The sequence below is a fragment of the Candidatus Tenderia electrophaga genome (assembly GCA_001447805.1).
Lineage (GTDB): Bacteria > Pseudomonadota > Gammaproteobacteria > Tenderiales > Tenderiaceae > Tenderia > Tenderia electrophaga.
Genome location: CP013099.1, coordinates 1467878 through 1484922, shown reverse-complemented (window position 1 = coordinate 1484922; position 17045 = coordinate 1467878). Strand labels below are relative to the sequence as shown.

The 17045-nt window shown below is 62.1% G+C and carries 9 protein-coding genes and 1 pseudogene; 6 read left to right on the top strand and 4 right to left on the bottom strand.

Annotated elements, in window-relative coordinates:
• Nucleotides 1-50 precede the first annotated feature (50 nt).
• A complete protein-coding gene (locus Tel_06885; GenBank protein ALP52902.1) occupies nt 51-2900 on the top strand; it encodes an ABC-ATPase UvrA in 2850 nt (949 codons plus the stop codon).
• A gap of 280 nt (nt 2901-3180) precedes the next feature.
• Here Tel_06885 and Tel_06880 read toward each other — a convergent pair whose 3' ends face one another.
• Nucleotides 3181-3789, bottom strand: coding sequence for a hypothetical protein (locus Tel_06880; GenBank protein ID ALP52901.1), 609 nt, complete (start codon nt 3787-3789; stop codon nt 3181-3183).
• A gap of 183 nt (nt 3790-3972) precedes the next feature.
• Between Tel_06880 and Tel_06875 the strand changes: the two genes are divergently transcribed.
• On the top strand, nt 3973-5448 hold the full coding sequence (locus Tel_06875; GenBank protein ID ALP52900.1) for a glutamate synthase: 1476 nt from the start codon (nt 3973-3975) through the stop codon (nt 5446-5448).
• Between the two features lie 157 nt (nt 5449-5605).
• Nucleotides 5606-7141, top strand: a pseudogene (locus tag Tel_06870) (hypothetical protein).
• Between the two features lie 299 nt (nt 7142-7440).
• On the opposite strand, the gene Tel_06865 reads toward Tel_06870, so the two are convergent.
• From Tel_06865 to Tel_06855, 3 genes are read right to left on the bottom strand one after another with little or no spacing between them, the layout of a single operon-like run.
• A complete protein-coding gene (locus tag Tel_06865) occupies nt 7441-10692 on the bottom strand; it encodes a hypothetical protein (GenBank protein ALP52899.1) in 3252 nt (1083 codons plus the stop codon).
• Between the two features lie 6 nt (nt 10693-10698).
• Nucleotides 10699-12192 (bottom strand): hypothetical protein, encoded by a 1494-nt coding sequence (locus tag Tel_06860; GenBank protein ID ALP52898.1) that lies wholly within the window; start codon nt 12190-12192, stop codon nt 10699-10701.
• Nucleotides 12193-12204: 12 nt separating this feature from the next.
• Nucleotides 12205-12813, bottom strand: a complete 609-nt coding sequence (locus tag Tel_06855; protein ID ALP52897.1) for a hypothetical protein — start codon at nt 12811-12813, stop codon at nt 12205-12207.
• A 461-nt stretch (nt 12814-13274) separates the two neighbouring features.
• On the opposite strand from Tel_06855, the gene Tel_06850 reads away from it, so the two are divergent.
• From Tel_06850 to Tel_06840, 3 genes are read left to right on the top strand one after another with little or no spacing between them, the layout of a single operon-like run.
• Nucleotides 13275-15080 (top strand): ligand-gated channel protein, encoded by a 1806-nt coding sequence (locus Tel_06850; GenBank protein ID ALP52896.1) that lies wholly within the window; start codon nt 13275-13277, stop codon nt 15078-15080.
• A gap of 25 nt (nt 15081-15105) precedes the next feature.
• Nucleotides 15106-15681: a cobalamin ABC transporter gene (locus tag Tel_06845; protein ALP52895.1), complete on the top strand. Its 576-nt coding sequence runs from the start codon at nt 15106-15108 to the stop codon at nt 15679-15681.
• A gap of 5 nt (nt 15682-15686) precedes the next feature.
• Complete coding sequence (locus Tel_06840; protein ID ALP52894.1) at nt 15687-17036, top strand: cobyrinic acid a,c-diamide synthase; 1350 nt, start codon at nt 15687-15689, stop codon at nt 17034-17036.
• The last annotated feature ends 9 nt before the right edge of the window (nt 17037-17045 follow it).

Genomic DNA, 17045 nt, shown 5'->3' with positions numbered 1-17045 from the left:
AGTGAAAAGATCGTATATTAACAGGTTCACTTAGCGACGGAAAATGCAGTATGGATACCATCCACATCCGCGGTGCGCGCACCCACAATCTCAAAAACATCGACCTCGACCTGCCCCGCGACAAGCTGATCGTCATCACCGGCCTGTCCGGTTCGGGCAAGTCGTCCCTGGCCTTCGACACCATCTATGCCGAGGGTCAACGGCGTTATGTGGAGTCGCTGTCCAGCTATGCGCGCCAGTTTCTATCGATGATGGAAAAGCCGGACGTGGACCATATCGAGGGACTGTCACCGGCCATCTCCATCGAGCAGAAATCCACCTCGCACAACCCGCGCTCCACCGTCGGCACGGTCACCGAAATCTACGATTATCTGCGCCTGCTGTTCGCCCGCGTCGGCGAACCACGCTGTCCCGAACACGATGTGGTACTGGAGGCCCAGACCGTCAGCCAGATGGTCGACCACGTGCTGGAAATGCCCGAGGGCACCAAGCTGATGCTGCTGGCGCCGGTCATCGACGGCCGCAAGGGTGAGCATTTACAGGTGCTGGCCGAGCTGCGCGCCCAGGGTTTTATCCGTGCCCGCATCGACGGCCAGATTGTCGAGCTGGACCAGGTGCCGGAACTGGACAAAAAGCGAAAGCACACCATCGAGGCCGTGGTGGACCGCTTCAAGGTGCGCGATGACCTGAAGCAGCGGCTGGCCGAATCCTTTGAAACCGCGCTGCACCTTTCCGACGGCATCGCTCGTGTGGCCTACTTAGACCAGGATAAAAAACAGGACCTGGTGTTCTCGGCCAAGTTCGCCTGCCCGCACTGCGGCTACAGCCTGACCGAACTGGAACCGCGACTGTTCTCTTTCAACAATCCCTTCGGCGCCTGCCCCAGCTGCGACGGCCTCGGTGTAAAACAGTTCTTCGATGCCGGCCGCGTGGTGCATCATCCGGAGTCCAGTCTGGCCAGCGGCGCCATCCGCGGCTGGGACCGCCGCAACGCCTATTATTTTCAGCTGCTGCAATCCCTGGCCAAGCATTACGGCTTCGATCTTGACACGCCCTTCCAAGACCTGGATGAACATCACCGCCAGGTGCTGCTTTACGGCAGCGGGTCCGAAAAGATCGAGATGACCTTCTTCAGCGACCGCGGCCTGCCGCGCACCAAAAAGGCGCCCTTCGAAGGGATCATCCCCAACATGGAACGGCGGTATCGCGAGACCGAATCCAATGTGGTGCGCGACGAACTGGCCAAGTATCTCAGCCACCAGCCCTGCCCCGATTGCGGCGGCGCGCGGCTGCGCACCGAGGCGCGCAACGTCTTCATCGCCGGCCACAACCTACCTGACATCACCGCCATGGCGGTGGGCCGGGCCCATACGTTTTTCGGTGACCTGAGCCTGCCGGGCAAACGCGGCCAGATCGCCGCCAAGATCGTCAAAGAGGTACAGGAGCGGCTCAAGTTCCTGGTCAACGTGGGTCTGGATTATCTCAGCCTGGAACGCAGCGCCGACACCCTATCCGGCGGCGAGGCGCAACGGATTCGATTGGCCAGCCAGATCGGCGCCGGACTGGTGGGGGTCATGTACGTGCTGGACGAACCCTCCATCGGCCTGCACCAGCGCGACAACGAGCGCTTACTCTCCACCCTCACCTACCTGCGCGACCTGGGCAACACAGTGATCGTGGTGGAACACGACGAAGAGGCCATCCGCAGCGCCGACTACGTCATCGACATCGGCCCCGGCGCCGGCGTCCACGGCGGTGAGATCGTCGCCCAGGGCACAGCCGAACAGGTCATGAACAACCCGGCCTCGGAGACCGGCCAGTATCTCAGCGGCAAGAAGGAGATCGCCATTCCCGCCGCGCGCACGCCCGTCGATCCCGAACGCATGCTGAGCATTCGCGGCGCCTCCGGCAACAACCTGAAAGGTATCAACGTCGACATCCCGGTAGGGCTGATGACCTGTGTCACCGGCGTCTCCGGCTCGGGCAAATCCACGCTCATCAACGACACCCTCTATCGCAATGCCGCCATCATCATCAACAAAGCCGGCGAAGACCCGGCGCCCTGTGCCGAAATGCTCGGCCTGGAACAATTCGACAAGGTGGTCGACATCGACCAGAGCCCCATCGGCCGCACACCGCGCTCCAATCCCGCCACCTACACCGGCCTGTTCACGCCGATCCGTGATCTGTTCGCCGGTACCCAGGAGGCACGCTCGCGCGGCTACGGTCCCGGCCGTTTCAGCTTCAACGTCAAGGGCGGCCGTTGCGAGGCCTGCCAGGGCGACGGCGTCATCAAAGTCGAGATGCACTTTTTGCCGGACATCTACGTCCCCTGCGACGTCTGCAAAGGCCAACGCTACAACCGCGAAACCTTGGACGTAAAATACAAAGGCAAGAATATCTACGAAGTGCTGGAGATGACCGTCGAAGAGGCGCTGCAATTCTTCAGCGCCGTGCCCGCCATCCAACGCAAGCTGCAAACCCTGATGGACGTGGGCCTGAGCTACATCACCCTGGGACAGAACGCCACGACGCTGTCCGGTGGCGAGGCACAGCGGGTCAAACTGGCGCGCGAGCTCTCCAAGCGCGATACCGGCAAGACCATTTACATATTGGACGAGCCCACCACCGGCCTACATTTCCACGACATCGAACAGCTGCTCAGCGTACTCAGCCGCCTGCGCGACCACGGCAATACCATCGTCATCATCGAGCATAATCTGGATGTCATCAAAACCGCCGACTGGATTATCGATGTCGGCCCGGAGGGCGGAGACAAAGGTGGAGAGATCGTGATCTGCGGTACACCGGAAGATGTCGCCCAGCACACAAGCTCGCACACTGGTCGGTTTTTAAAACCGATGCTTAAACCACCCGCCAAGCGCAAGAAGGCTTCATAGGTTTTCTACGCCAGCGATTCGAGCCTGTGAATAAGGCACCCAGGGTAGGCCCGTCACATCAGAACCGTTTCATACAGGCGAGCAGGAAGGGCGCTCGACTCAGGGTCAACGACAGCCCGCGAGTCATCACCGCGGTGAATGAACAAGCGGCTGCCAATGGTGCCGCCCACATATCCCATTTGGCGCCGACCAACCAAAAACGCAAGGCATTGGCCCGGGTTGTCGTACAGTACCCCCCGTTTGCGTTCACTGACTATAAGGCCGGCTACTTGGGCAGCGCCTATCGGTTCATCCTAACGAAATGACCGAATTCCGACCGACTGATAGACCCATTGTCGTCACTGTCAAACTCCCGAAACATGGAGATCAGCCCGGTGGCATCACCGAACTCGCCGCGACCCAGCGCACCGTCGGAATCGCTGTCGTATTTTGCGAATAGGTGGCGGATCTTTTCTTCGTTGAGTTTGCCCGCCATGCCGACATCCTTAAACGTATTCGGTTCGAAATGGCTATCCGCCTCGCGTCGGGTCTGGGGATCGGCGAAATTATCGATATCCCGGGATGACAGGGTCGGGGCATTGGTCATTTTTTCGGCATGGAAATCGACCCTATAGGGCTCGGATGTGTGATCGAGCCGCGCCCACGGCACCAGCATTTTGTCCAGGTTCTTACCATGAGAGCCGACGCCTGAAAGCACAAAATAGATCAACCGTCCGGAGCTGTCGAACACCAGGTCTTGGATCGTACCCAGCGATCGTCCGTCCTGACTCACGACTTCACGACCGACCACATCCGTACTCTTGTAGCCCGCATTGGCGTTTGCGGACTTATGATCGTCACCATCCATAGACTTCGATTCGGCCGCGGCGGGACTGGCGAAAAGCGCCAATGCCAGGGTGCTGCTTATCAATGTCGGGGCGATGTTTCTCACTTGGAGTCACTCCTCTTGTAGCGATGATTAACGCAATATCTTATGCGCTTTAGCCCAACTTACATTGATAAACATCAATCGAATCATGTGCCAATCGGTATAAAATATTAGCGTTTTGCGGGGCCGCTGGAGAGAACCTCAATGAGAAAACTGTTTATGCTTTCGAGTGCGGGCATATTGTCCGGCATCGCCCTTATCAGTTGGTTTTATCCTGGCTTCTGGTGGGCAATGGTTATTATCGCCCCCCTGCTGTTGCTGGGCGTTTACGATATGGTGCAGCACAAGCATACAATTCTGCGTAATTTTCCCATTATCGGGCATTTTCGCTATCTGTTCGAGTTTATCAGTCCGGAGATCCAGCAGTATTTCATCGAGCGTCATACTGATGGCACGCCGTTTTCGCGCAATTACCGCAGAATCGTGTATCAGCGCGCCAAAGAGACCAATGATACTCACCCTTATGGAACTGAGCTGAACCTATACGACCCGTCTTATGAAGGTTTAAAACATTCCATTTATCCTGCCGAGATTCCCGAGGCGGCACCCCGCATTCGCATCGGCAATGAACAATGCAGCCAGCCCTATAGCGCCGCCCTACTCAACATCTCAGCCATGAGCTTCGGCGCCATCAGTAAAAATGCGATTCTGGCGCTGAACCAGGGCGCCCGTATGGGTGGTTTTTACCATAACACCGGTGAAGGCGGCGTGAGCAAGTATCATCTGCAAGGCGGTGGTGATTTGGTTTGGCAAATCGGCACCGCCTATTTTGGCTGCCGCACCCAAGACGGCCGCTTTGACCCGAACGCCTTCCGGGAAAGCGCGGCTCATGAGCAAATAAAAATGATCGAACTCAAGCTCTCCCAGGGTGCCAAGCCGGGCTATGGCGGCGTCTTGCCGGCCATCAAAAACACGTCCGAAATTGCCGAATTCCGCATGATCGACCCCCACACCCGGGTGGTTTCACCGCCGGGGCACAAGGTGTTCAACGATGCCACTGGCTTGTTACGCTTCATCCAACGCTTGCGCGCACTCAGCAACGGCAAACCGGTGGGGTTCAAACTTTGCGTCGGACGGCGCGAGGAATTTACAACACTTTGCGACACCATGCAGGCCACCGGCATCTATCCGGACTTTATCACCGTGGACGGTGCCGAAGGCGGCACCGGCGCCGCGCAACTGGAGTTCTCCGACTCAGTGGGCATGCCGTTGGAACCGGCATTGAAATTCGTACACCAAAGCCTTCAAGACCGCGGCCTCCGTGATCACATCAAACTCATCGCCAGCGGCAAAATCCTCACGGCCGTGTCCATCATCAAAATGCTGGCACTGGGCGCCGATATATGTAACTCCGCCCGCGGCTTTATGTTGGCCCTCGGCTGCATCCAGGCCTTGCGCTGCAATACCAACCAATGCCCCACCGGCATCACCACCCAGAATCCCCGCTTGGTACAAGGTCTGGTGGTAGAAGACAAAAAGACACGCGTCACCAACTTTCATAAGAACACTGTACACACGGCGTTGGCGATGATGGCCGCCAGCGGTGTGAGACGGGTGGAAGATCTCAGCCCCGAGATATTTATGCACGGAACGGAGTGGCAGCTGAGTCAACGGATTTGACGGCGGGCATATTAGTGTCGCAGACAGTTGTTAAGAGATGCACTCACTGGAAGCGCCAACACCTCATGCAAAACGTGACGTATTAACAAAAACCTGTGCAAGCTCGCCGGCGCGCTGCCTTTCGCTTGGGAATAATGTTTCTTATACTCAAATCGTTATGGGCTTATATCGCACGCTCAGCCAACGTCTGTTCCAGGCTATGGAACCTTGGGTCTTTCTACCCGCGGCAGGACTGGTGGTGGGGTTTGTCTTTTTCGGCACGGTATTCACCGAAACCACCCGGCAAACCTTTCAGTCCTTACAGAGCAGCATCGTGGAGACGTTTGGCTGGTTCTATATTCTCACCGCCAGCATCCTGCTGGGGGTGGTGATATGGCTGTTGTTCAGCCGCTTCGGGCGCATACGCCTGGGCGGTGACGATGCTCGACCGGAGTTTAGCCACCTCAGCTGGTTCAGCATGCTCATGAGCGCCGGCATGGGGATCGGAATCGTTTTCTTCGGCGTCGCCGAACCGTTGCAACACTATCTCAATCCACCCCACGGTGAGGCCGAAACCGACGCCGCCGTGCGCGAGGCGATGCGTTACACCTTCTATCATTGGGGACTGCATCCGTGGGCGATTTACACTGCCTTGGCATTGCCCTTGGCCTATTTTCATTTCCGTCACGGCTTACCGCTGGCGCCCCGTTCTCTGCTTTACCCTTTGCTGGGCGAGCGCATCCGCGGGCCGATCGGTCATGCAGTTGATATTTTATGCACGGTGGGCACGCTGTTCGGCGTTGCCACGTCGCTGGGGCTGGGGGCGATTCAAGTCAACGCCGGTTTTAACCGGCTATTCGATATGCCGCAAGGCACCACGGCGCAATTGCTGTTGGTGGGGGGCATCACCGCCATTGCTACGGTGTCGGTGGTCACAGGCTTACACAAAGGAATCCGCCGTCTCAGCGAATTCAACATCGGTCTGGCCGTGGTCATCTTCGCCTTTGTGGTAGTGACCGGCCCGACGGTCTTTATTCTGGAGCTGTTTCTCGACAGCCTGGGCTACTACTTGCAAAAATTCCCCTTCACCAGTCTGCACATCGACCCCGGCGCCAAGGGCGACTGGCAAGCGCAATGGACGCTGTTTTATTGGAGTTGGTGGATCTCCTGGTCTCCTTTTGTCGGCGTGTTTGTGGCGCGCATCTCTAAGGGACGCACCATTCGCGAATTCATCATTACTACCCTGGCGGTACCCAGCCTGGGAGGCTTTTTGTGGTTTTCCGCGTTGGGCGGCACGGGCCTGCACCTGGAACGCTTCGGCCCCGGTGGCATTGCCGAGACGGCCCGACAGAACGAAGCGCTGGCACTATTCGCCGTTCTCGACCATCTGCCCTTCAGCAGCTTGATGTGGGGTCTGGCCACGCTGCTGATCATTATCTTTTTTGTGACCTCGTCTGACTCAGGCTCGCTGGTGGACGACATGGTCACCTCTGGCGGCCACCCCAATCCGCCCCGGGTACAACGTCTGTTCTGGGCCCTGGCCGAAGGCACGGTCGCCGGGGTGCTGCTGTATGCCGGCGGTCTCACCGCTCTGCGCGCCGCTTCGCTGACAACAGGACTGCCGATGGCGGCTTTTATTCTTATCGCGGTCTATGGTCTGATACGGGCGCTGCGCGTGGACTATGCCAGTCGCGGCGTCCCCTCGCCTGAACAACTCGTCAGCGGCAAGACGCCAGCGCTACCCGGCCTCAATCTTAACCAGCGCGGTGAATCATCGCGCGCCGATGAAAAGCCCACCAATAAAGATCAAAGCGACTAACATCGTCCCTTTTCGCCGCACCTGATTCATTTAAGGGCGACTCTGAATAATAGATATCGACGGCCCGATCAAGCCTGTTCCGCTCGCTTAGCGTACGGGCCTTTTTTAAATTTTTTGGCCGCACTTGAAAACGCTTGGATGAATTGAGTCTCAAATCATATGACGGCCATCGCTGAACATATTGAACAGTCCGGCTAATGAAAATCCCGCGATTGGGTGTGCAGCCCACCCAGCCATTCGCTCAGATCCGTCAGCCGTCCGGCCACCAGGTGCAACACACCCTCCTCCTGCTGCACCGTGCCGGTCACCTCCAGCAGTTGTGATTGCAACAACGCCCGACGCTGGGCCTGCGCCACCTTGGACCAGACCACCACGTTGGCCTGGCCGGTCTCATCCTCCAACGTCACAAAGATCACCCCGGCGGCGCTGCCCGGCCGTTGGCGGCCGATCACCAGCCCGGCCACCCGCGCAACGGCGCCGTTGCGCAGCGACCACAACTCGGTGGCGCTGCGCACGCGGCGTTGGTTAAGACGCGGCCGCAATAACGCTAGCGGATGGCGACGCAGGCTCAGGCCGTTGCTGGCGTAGTCGGCGATAATGTTTTGTCCTTCGCCGGGTTTGGGCAACATAACCATCGGTTCGGGCTGAGCGGCGTGCGTGAACAGCGGCAACGGCGCCTCGATGCCACTCACCTGCCACTGGGCACGATGGCGGTCACCGGCCAGACCGCGCAGGGCATCGGCGGCGGCCAGGGCTTCTAAATCGACACGGCTGAGTCGGGCGCGTTTGGCCAGGTCGTCGACACTGGCGAATGATTGTTGCGCCCGCACTTCAACCAATTTCTGCATGGCCTCATCGGCCAGACCTTTGACCATGCGCAGGCCGAGACGCAGCGCGGGTCGCTCTGCGTCATTCTCGTATTCAAGGGAACAATCGATAGCGCTATGGCGCACATCCACCGGCCGCACTTCCACGCCGTGACGACGCGCATCCTGCACCAGCTGGGTCGGGGCGTAGAAGCCCATGGGTTGACTGTTGAGCAGGGCGCAGCAGAAGGCGGCCGGGTGATAGCGTTTCAACCACGACGAGACATAGGCCAACAAGGCGAAACTGGCCGAGTGGGATTCGGGAAAGCCGTAATCGCCAAAGCCGCGAATCTGATTGAAGATCTGCTGCGCGAATGCATCGGAGTAACCGCGCGCCCGCATACCGGCGAGCAGCTTCTCTTCGAAAGGCTCCAGCCCGCCCTTGCGTTTCCAGGCGGCCATGGCGCGGCGCAGTTGGTCCGCCTCGCCGGCGGTGAAGCCGGCCGCCACCATGGCGATCTGCATCACCTGCTCCTGGAAGATGGGCACGCCCAGGGTGCGCGCCAGCACCGACTTCACCGCCGCACTCGGATAGCTCACCGGGGCGCGGCCACTGCGCCGCATCAGATAAGGGTGCACCATGTCGCCCTGGATCGGCCCGGGACGGACGATGGCGATCTGGATCACCAGGTCGTAGTAGTTGCGCGGCCGCAGCCGCGGCAGCATGGACATCTGCGCCCGCGATTCGATCTGAAACACGCCCATGGTGTCGGCGCGGCCGATCATGTCGTAGACCGCCGGGTCTTCGGCCGGGATATGGGCCATGGTGAGCGTGCGCCCTTGATAGTCACCAATATAGTTCAGCGCCTTGCGAATGGCGCTGAGCATGCCCAGCGCCAGCACATCCACCTTGAGCAAACCCAGGGCCTCCAGGTCATCCTTTTCCCACTGAATGACGGTGCGCTCCGCCATGGCGGCGTTTTCGATGGGCACCAGCTCGGTCAACGGCCCGGCGGAGATAACGAAGCCGCCCACGTGTTGTGACAAATGACGCGGAAAGCCGAGCAGCAGCTGCACCAGCACGGTGAGGCGTTGGATGAACGGGCTGTCCGGCGCGAAGCCCATCTCGCGCAAACACTCGGGGTCTAGCCCGCATTTCTCACCACTGTTCGTTGCGAGAGCGCCAAGGCGCTGATTTGACGGGGTGCTCGGAGCGGAAGACGGTGCAGGCGTAGTCGACACTACGTCAAGCCGGCTGGAGTGAGAACGCCCCGTCAAATCAGATGGATTGGCGTTCGCAGTAGGAGAGTGGTGAGAAATGCGGGCTGGGGTTTGGCCGTCCCACCATTGCGATGACGTCGCCAAGCGTTCCACCTGCACCGGGCTGAATCCCAGCGCCTTGCCCACATCGCGAATGGCGCTGCGCGGCCGGTAGCTGATCACCGTCGCCGCCAGGGCGGCCCGGTCGCGACCGTATTTTTGATAAATGTATTGAATCACCTCTTCGCGCCGTTCGTGCTCGAAATCCACATCGATATCCGGCGGCTCGTTGCGCTCTTTGGAGATGAAGCGTTCGAACAACAGGTTCATGCGCGCCGGGTCCACCTCGGTGATGCCCAGGCAGTAACAGATGGCCGAGTTGGCCGACGAACCACGTCCCTGACAGAGAATATTGCGGCTGCGGGCGAAACGGACGATATCGTAAACAGTGAGAAAATAGGGTTCGTAGTTGAGCTCCGCCACCAGTTGCAGTTCATGCTCGATGGCCTTCAACACCTTCTCCGGCACACCCGCAGGCCAACGCCGCACCGCCCCCTTCTCCACCTGCTCGCGCAACCACTGCGCCGGGGTGTAACCCGGCGGCACCAATTCATGCGGGTATTCATAACGCAGTTCGTCGAGGGAGAAACAGCAGCGCGCGGCAATGCGCACCGTCTCTTGTAACAGTTCCGCCGGATAGAGTTGTAGCAGACGTTCATAAGACCGCAGATGGTGTTCGCCATTGGGCGCCAGTTGCTTTCCCAGTTGCGGCAACGGTGTGTTTAAACGAATGGCCGTCAGGGTGTCGTGCAACACGCGCCGACCACGACTGTGCATCTCCACGTTGCCGACGGCACACAACGGCACGCCGTAACGCTCGCCCAGCGTTTGCAGGCGTTGGAGCTGTTGTCGATCATTGCCGCGCAACAACAACGCCGCAGCAATCCATAAGCGCTCGGGAAACAGTTCACGCAGAAACGGGAGTTCATCATCATTGGTACCCGGCAACCACAACGCCAAACAGCCGTCCAGATCGTGTTGCGCCAACTGTGTCCGCGTCAGGTGATAACGGCCCTTGGCGGCACCGCGTCGGGCCAGGGAGATCAATGAGGATAAGCGACCATAGGCCCGCCGGTCCGTGGCCAGCAGCACCAAACGCAGGCCGTCGTCGAGCTGCAAGCGGCTGCCGATGAGCAATTGCAAATCGTGCTGTTTGGCCGCCACGTGGGCGCGCACCCCCCCGGCCAGAGAGCACTCGTCGGTGAGCGCCAGGGCGCGGTAGCCCAACCGCGCGGCACGCGCCACCAGCTCCTCGGGATGAGAGGCGCCGCGCAGGAAGGTGAAGTTGCTGATGCAGTGCAGCTCGGCGTAGTCGTGCATCACCCTTCAACCAAACAGGCCGTGCAGATACCAACGCCCGTCGTTGAGATCGCGAAACAGCCACAAACGCCGGCCGTTTTTGTCACGGGCGCGGTAATAATCACGGCGCAGGTCGCGACCGTCCCACCAGCCGCTTTCGATGCGCTCCGGCTCGGACAACAGTGTCATGCCGCGTATCCCGCCCGGTAACGGGCTCGGCTGCGGCAACAACCACAACGGCCGGCCGGGCGCCGTCTCCCCCGACTGCGCCGGACCGTAGTCCCAGGCATGCTCCGGCCGGTGTTCATCCAACAGTTGCAGGCCTGTCACCGCCGCCGCGCCCAGGCGGTTTTGCAGTTGGTCGAGCAGTTGTTGCCACTCGCCGTCGTCCTCATCATCCCGGCTGAACAGCGGCGCATTATGCGCGTTGAAGGGATGCAATTCGTCGGCGCTTAACTCAAGCTCCAACACCGGTGCGATCAACACTTCCCGTTCCAAGCGTTCGCGCAACAGTTCCAGCATATGCGCCGCATCGCGACACAGGCGCTGCATGCCCAATTCGAGACGACTGATCTGTTTGCCGGGGTGATAAAACATAATCTGCAGCCGCTCCAGCGCCAACTCGCGCGCGCGCATGAAGCGGATCAGTTGCGGCAGCAGTTGCTCCAGGGCGTGCAGGATAAAGGTGGTGTTGTCGGTCTCGATGGGAAAGACCCAGCGGGTGCTGAACTCAGGCGCGCCTTGGTGGGCCGGACGCGGCTCGGGTGTGTGGCCCAGCAGGCGGTTCAGATAATCGACAAACTCACGGCCGAAACGCCTGGCCAGGCCATCGCCGGGCAGACGCCACAGGTCACGCAGATTGCGCAGCCCCAGACGGCTGAACAGCCGTGCCTGTTTGTTACTCACCGACAGCGCCGCCAGCGGCAGATCGCCCAGGGCGGCGCGCAGCGCCTCCGCCTCGGTCACCGTCGCCTCGACAGCGCAACGGGCCAACAGCAGGGCCGCCTGGGGCGTGGGAGTGACGGCCATGCTTACGACATGAGGCAGTTGCTGCAGGGTGTGCCGCAACTGCGCCTGCAGCGCCCCCAGTCCGCCGAACAGTTTCAGGCTGGCGCCGATCTCCAGCAGCAGGCCGTCGGGCTCCAGACTGACCATGGAACTGTACTGCCCGGCCCGGTCGGCCAGGGCGGCGAGGCAACTCTGCTCGGCCGCCGCATCGCGTTCTTCTGTTTGCAGCACCGGACACAGGGCGTAGGCAGCCGTGAGCGCCATGCCCATCGCCACTCCCTGCGCACGCGCCGGCTCGGAGGCGGCATACACCAACGACTGACCGCGCTGCGCCTGCACCACGACCCAGGGCGACTCATCCACCGGCTCGCGCAATACCTCCAGGGCCAGCCGGGGAAACACCAGCGCCGCCCATAAGGAAGTTTTGGCGGCTGCAGCCACCGGCGTGGACTGCGGCGGAGGCGGTGGGAAAAGCGATTGCTGCAGCGGCAGAACGGGCGCGGATTTGGCCATGCGTCACGCCCGTCACATCAGGGCCAGCTCAACCGTCTGGCGACGGTCGGCGGCCCGGCTCTTGAGAATATGGACCTGCAGCCCGGACACCGTGGGCTGTAAGCGCAGGCGCAATGCCGCCGGCGAGGCGCCCCGGTCGCGTGTCTGAAACAGTACCCCCAGGCTACGCCCCGCCTCGGCCGCCAGTTGCAGGCGCCGCACCATCACCGGTTTCAAGCGCCCCGGCCAGGCCAGCACCAGGGCATGTCTATGCAGCGCCTTTTCCATGGCCCAGGGGATATCCTCCTGGCGCCGCGGCTGCAGCAACAGCACGCGGTTCAACGGCACATCGCCGTCGGCCAAGGCCGGGGCATAGGGAATATGGGGCGGCGCAATCCACACCACCCAGCGCCCCGCGCGGGCAACGGCCTGCATCGCCGGCAGCAGCAACTGCAACTCACCGATCCCCCACTGCGGCACTACCAGCTCCAACAAGGCGTCGCGCGGCCAGCCGCCCTCAGGCAGGATGGTGTCCAGTGCCGCAAAACCCGTCGCCAGGCCGCCGCCCGCCGGCATGACACCACCCCGGCCGCGCCATAGCAGGCGGTTATTGCGTAACAGCTGTTGTAGTGCTCCATCCATTCGACTGCCGCGTCCTTTATTCCTAACTACTGTTTATTTGTACAGTATAAGAGCCGTGTCCGGAATTGGCAATCACCTCTGCCTTCTTGCTTGACACCCCCTTGGCGTTGCTATAGATTTCCGCCCCTTGCTTCAGGTGTCCAGGCGGGTTTTCACCCGCCGGATGAAACGGGAAGCCGGTGCGTTGTTGCCCTTAGGCAACCAACCATCCCGGCACTGCCCCCGCAACGGTAAACGAGTCAAGGGTCTGCATTTACACGCCACTGTGTCATGACACGGGAAGGCGCAGCCCCGGGGAGACGTCCCCACTCGTGAGTCCGGAGACCGGCCTGTAGCTGTTGGTTGGCATTGCGGAGGGCGATGCGACGACGGCAGCTATATGTCTGTTTTCGTCTGTTTTTTCCTCCGCATGTCGCGATTACATGCTATGCGCACGGGTGTGTGCGCCGGAGGAAAATTTCATGAAGACCGGTTCCATTACTCTGCAGACCGCCTTGCTGTTTGGTCTGAGTTCCAGTTGGACGGCCCAGGCCGTCGCCAGCGACCCCATCATCGTCACCGCCACCCGCACGGCCCAGACCGGCGACCAGACCCTGGCGCCGGTGACGGTTATCAACCGCGACGACATCGAACGCCAACAGGCGACCTCCGTGACCGAGCTGCTGCGCGCCACCCCCGGCGTGGATTTCAGCAACAACGGCGGCCGCGGCAAGGCCACCTCCCTGTTCCTGCGCGGCACGGCCTCCGATCACGTACTGGTGCTGATCGACGGCATCGAGATGGGCTCGGCCACCACCGGCCAGGCGGCCATTGAAGACCTGCCCATCCACGCAATCGAACGTATCGAGATCGTGCGCGGGCCGCGCTCCAGCCTGTACGGCTCCGAGGCCATCGGCGGGGTGATCCAGATCTTCACCCGCAAGGGCGACGGCGAAACCAGCCCCCATGCCTATGTGAGCGGCGGCAGCTATTCCAGCTACGGCTTGGGCGGCGGGGTCGCCGGCGGCAATCCGCGCGGCTGGTACAACCTCAACGCCAGCGGCTCGGATACCGAGGGCTTCGACGCCAAAAACGACGCCGGCCACAATCCGGACCGCGACGGCTACCAAAACCTCTCCGCCGCCCTGCGCGCCGGCTACCGTTTCAGCAACGACATGGAGGCGGAACTGCATTGGCTGCGCGCCGCCGGCGAGACGGAATTCGACGGCAGCGCCAGCGACACGGCAGAGACCCTGCAGCAGATCATGGGCGTCAAGCTCAGCGCCACGCCGTTGAACGGCTGGTATACCCGCCTGCAGGTCGGGCGCAGCCAGGATGAGTCGGAGAACCTCGCCAACGGCGTCGCCCAAAGCCGCTTCGACACGCAACGCGACAGCCTCAGCTGGCAGAACGACCTGAGCCTGGGCGCCGCCCACCTGCTCACCCTTGGCGTGGACCACCGGCAGGACGCGGTGGACAGCACCACCGCCTACACCGTCACCGAGCGCGACAATACCGCCCTGTTCGGCCAGTACCAGGGCGACCTGGGCGACCATGATCTGCAGTTCAGCCTGCGCCGCGACGACAACGAACAGTTCGACGCTCACACCACCGGCAGCGCCGCCTGGGGCTATGACCTGAGCGAGGCGACCCGCCTCACCGTCGCCTACGGCACCGCCTTCAAGGCGCCCAGCTTCAATGAGCTCTACTTCCCGGGCTACGGTGATCCCGGCCTGCAACCCGAGGAGTCCGGCAGCGTCGAGGTGGGCATCAAGCGCAATACGGCGCACGCCCACTGGTCGCTGCATGCCTACCAAACCGATATCGACAATCTGATCGCCTTCAATGCCGCCACCTTCTCACCAGCCAATATCGCCGCGGCCCGCATCCGCGGCCTGGAGGCCGACGCCGGTGTGCAGATAGCCGCCTGGCGCTTCAACGCCGGCGCCAGTGTGCTGGACCCGGAGGTGCGCACCGCGGGGAGCAATCAGGGCAATGTGCTGCCGCGCCGCGCCCAACGCAGTCTGCGCCTGACGGCGGATCGGGCCATCGGCGCGCACAGTATCGGCGCCACCCTGGTGGCCTTCGGCCAGCGCTATGACGACCTGGCCAACCGCGAGCGGCTGGCGGGCTACGGCGTGGTGGCGCTGCGCGCTGAGTATCGCCTGAGCCCGGCCTGGCGCGCCCAACTGCGCATCGACAACCTCTTCGATCGCGACTACCAGACCGCCGCCGACTACAACCAACCCGGGCGCGGCGCCTATCTGACCGTGCGCTATCAACCCTGATCCAATCACAGACAAGGAGTCCGCAATGACACTCACTACACGCCACCAATGGCTGATCGGCCTGGGCCTGGTATTACTCTTGATCATGACGCGGGGGCATCACGTCGCCAGTGTGGCGGCACTCCCCAGCGCCTCCTGGGCCATTTTCTTCCTCGCCGGTGTCTATCTCAGCTCACGCTGGGCGTTTCCCGCCCTGCTGGCCGGGGCGGGCCTGCTCGATTTCGCCGCCGTGACCTGGGGCGGCGTCAGCAGCTTCTGCATCAGTCCCGCCTACGGCTTTCTGCTGCCCGCCTACGGCGCCCTGTGGCTGGCCGGGCGCTGGTATGCCCGTTGCTATAGTTTTCAATGGCGCACCCTGATGCCGCTGGGCGTCAGCCTGCTGGGCGGCGCCACCCTCTGCGAGCTGTTGTCCAGCGGCGGCTTTTATTTCCTCTCCGGGCGCTTCGCGGAGCCGACCCTGGCCGAGTTCGGCGGCCGCCTGCTGCAGTACTTCCCCGGCATGCTGACCAACCTGCTCGTTTATGTCGGCGGCGCGGCGCTCATCCACCTGGCCGTGGTGGCACTGCGCGATGTGGTGAAGCGCCACCAAGCCGCAGGGTAACGCCGATGCCGCAACACGAGCCCAATCAGGACAGGACAAACGACGCAGGCGGCGAATTGCGCCGTTGCCCCGCCCTGTTGATCAGCGCCCCCGCCTCCGGCCAGGGCAAGACCACGGTCACGGCCGCCCTGGCGCGCTATCATCGCCGCCTGGGTAGAGATGTCCGGGTGTTCAAGACCGGGCCGGACTTCATCGACCCGACCCTGCTGGAACAGGCCTGCGGCAATCCCGTCTACCAGCTCGATCTGTGGATGGGCGGCGAGGACCATTGCCGGCGCCTGCTCTATGACGCCGCCGCCAGCGCGGACCTGATCCTGGTGGAAGGGGTAATGGGACTGTTCGACGGTGACAGCTCCAGCGCCGACCTGGCCGCCCGCTTCGGCATGCCGGTGCTGGCGGTGATCGACGCCGGCGCCATGGCCCAGACCTTCGGCGCCCTGGCCCACGGCCTGGCCAGCTATCGCCCCGACCTCCCCATGGCCGGGGTGTTGGCCAACCGGGTCGGCAGCGCGGCGCATTACGAGATGGTGGCCGAATCCCTGCCGCCGGACCTGCGGGGCGTCGGCTGGCTGCCGCGTGAGGCGCAGTTCACCCTGCCCGAGCGTCATCTGGGGCTGGTGCAGGCCGCCGAGCTGGAGGATCTGGATCAACGCCTGGAGCGCGCCGCCGACGCCCTGCAATTGGTCGATGACACCCTGCCCGCGGCGGTGCCGTTTGCGCCGGTGGTCGCCCCCGATTCAGGCAAGCCGCTGACCGGCACCACCCTCGCCATGGCCCGGGACGCCGCCTTCTCCTTCATCTACCGCGCCAACCTGGACTTGCTCGAAGAACTCGGGGCCAGGTTGGCGTTTTTCTCACCACTGACCGACCCGGCTGTGCCGGCGGCCGATGCCGTCTACCTGCCCGGCGGCTATCCCGAGCTGCACCTGGAGCGGCTGGCGGCCAACGAGTCCATGAAGACCTCCATCCGCGCCCATCATGACGCCGGCAAACCGCTGCTGGCCGAGTGTGGCGGCATGCTGTATCTGCTCGAATCACTGACCGACCGAGACGGCCATGAAGGGGCCATGGTGGGGCTGCTGCCCGGCCGCGCCCGCATGCAGGAGCGGTTGGTCAGCCTCGGCATGCAGGCGGCGCAATTTGAGCAAGGCGAACTGCGCGGCCACACCTTCCACCACTCCGCCGCGGAGATGGCGCTGGACCCCGTCGGCCATGCCGTGGGCCAGCGCAAGGGCCGGCAAGGCGAGGCCCTGTATCGCCACGGCTCACTGTTGGCCAGCTATGTGCACTGGTACTTCCCCGCCAACCCGGCGGCCGCCGCGGCGCTGTTTCAGCGCAATAAAATTAATTTATAAACAATTAAT

Bases quoted from the DNA above. Each gene is read 5' to 3' on its own strand.
- Tel_06850 (ALP52896.1), top strand. From the start codon at position 13,275: ATGAAGACCGGTTCCATTACTCTGCAGACCGCCTTGCTGTTTGGTCTG.
- Tel_06875 (ALP52900.1), top strand. From the start codon at position 3,973: ATGAGAAAACTGTTTATGCTTTCGAGTGCGGGCATATTGTCCGGCATC.
- Tel_06865 (ALP52899.1), bottom strand. From the start codon at position 10,692: ATGCACGACTACGCCGAGCTGCACTGCATCAGCAACTTCACCTTCCTG.
- Tel_06885 (ALP52902.1), top strand. From the start codon at position 51: ATGGATACCATCCACATCCGCGGTGCGCGCACCCACAATCTCAAAAAC.
- Tel_06840 (ALP52894.1), top strand. From the start codon at position 15,687: ATGCCGCAACACGAGCCCAATCAGGACAGGACAAACGACGCAGGCGGC.
- Tel_06845 (ALP52895.1), top strand. From the start codon at position 15,106: ATGACACTCACTACACGCCACCAATGGCTGATCGGCCTGGGCCTGGTA.
- Tel_06855 (ALP52897.1), bottom strand. From the start codon at position 12,813: ATGGATGGAGCACTACAACAGCTGTTACGCAATAACCGCCTGCTATGG.
- Tel_06860 (ALP52898.1), bottom strand. From the start codon at position 12,192: ATGGCCAAATCCGCGCCCGTTCTGCCGCTGCAGCAATCGCTTTTCCCA.